Below are 1,218 nucleotides of genomic sequence, written 5' to 3'. Positions count from 1 at the left end.
AAAACGTCTCTTACACCAAAGACGTTTTTCAATAACCATTCCTTACTCAATGATCTTAGAAACGATACCAGCACCAACAGTACGACCACCTTCGCGAATAGCAAAACGAAGCTTTTCTTCCATGGCAATGGGAACTATCAAAGAAACATCCATCGCAACATTATCTCCAGGCATGACCATCTCTGTTCCCTCTGGAAGCGTCACTATTCCCGTAACATCCGTTGTACGGAAGTAAAATTGTGGACGATAATTCGTGAAAAATGGTGTATGACGACCACCTTCATCCTTCGTTAAAATGTAAGCCTCTGCTTTAAAACGCGTATGAGGAGTAACCGAGCCAGGCTTTGCAAGAACTTGTCCACGCTCAATCCCTTCACGATCAACTCCACGAAGAAGAGCGCCAATATTATCACCAGCTTGACCTTGATCTAAAAGCTTGCGGAACATTTCAACTCCAGTAACCGTCGTCTTTGATGTAGGACGAATACCTATAATCTCAATTTCCTCTCCAACCTTGATAACTCCACGCTCAACACGACCAGTTACAACCGTACCACGACCAGATATCGAAAAAACATCTTCAATCGGCATCAAAAATGGCTGATCAACAGGACGCTCTGGTGTTGGGATATAATTATCAACTTCACTCATCAAAAGACGAACCGCATCTTCCCCAATGCTCTTATCTTTATCTTCAAGAGCAGCCAACGCAGAACCCTTAACCACTGGTATATCATCTCCTGGGAAATCATATTTTGACAAAAGTTCCCGCACTTCAAGCTCAACAAGGTCTAAAAGCTCAGCATCATCAACCTGATCAACCTTATTCAGAAAAACAACAATCGCTGGAACACCAACCTGGCGCGCAAGCAAAATATGCTCACGTGTTTGAGGCATCGGACCATCAGCAGCAGAGACAACCAAAATCGCTCCATCCATTTGCGCTGCCCCCGTAATCATGTTCTTCACATAATCCGCGTGACCTGGACAATCAACATGCGCATAATGCCGCTTCTCTGTTTCATACTCAACATGTGCCGTAGAAATGGTAATTCCACGCGCTCTTTCTTCTGGTGCCGCATCAATTTGGTCATACGCTTTAAATTCACCAAAATATTTCGTAATCGCTGCTGTTAACGACGTCTTTCCATGATCAACGTGACCAATCGTTCCAATATTAACATGCGGCTTCGTACGTTCAAATTTGCTCTTTGCCAT

At 43.8% G+C, this 1,218-nt stretch carries 1 protein-coding gene; it reads right to left on the bottom strand.

The genetic code is table 11. The features are described 5' to 3' along the window. Positions 1-42: 42 nt before the first annotated feature. On the bottom strand, positions 43-1,218 hold a 1,176-nt coding region (tuf, locus tag NPX99_RS08700), incomplete at its 5' end, for an elongation factor Tu (RefSeq protein WP_269031429.1).

Source organism: Bartonella sp. 220B (assembly GCF_026930205.1).
GTDB lineage: Bacteria > Pseudomonadota > Alphaproteobacteria > Rhizobiales > Rhizobiaceae > Bartonella.
The sequence above is the reverse complement of the archived record's forward strand: the minus strand, read 5'-3'. Positions and strand labels throughout refer to the sequence as shown.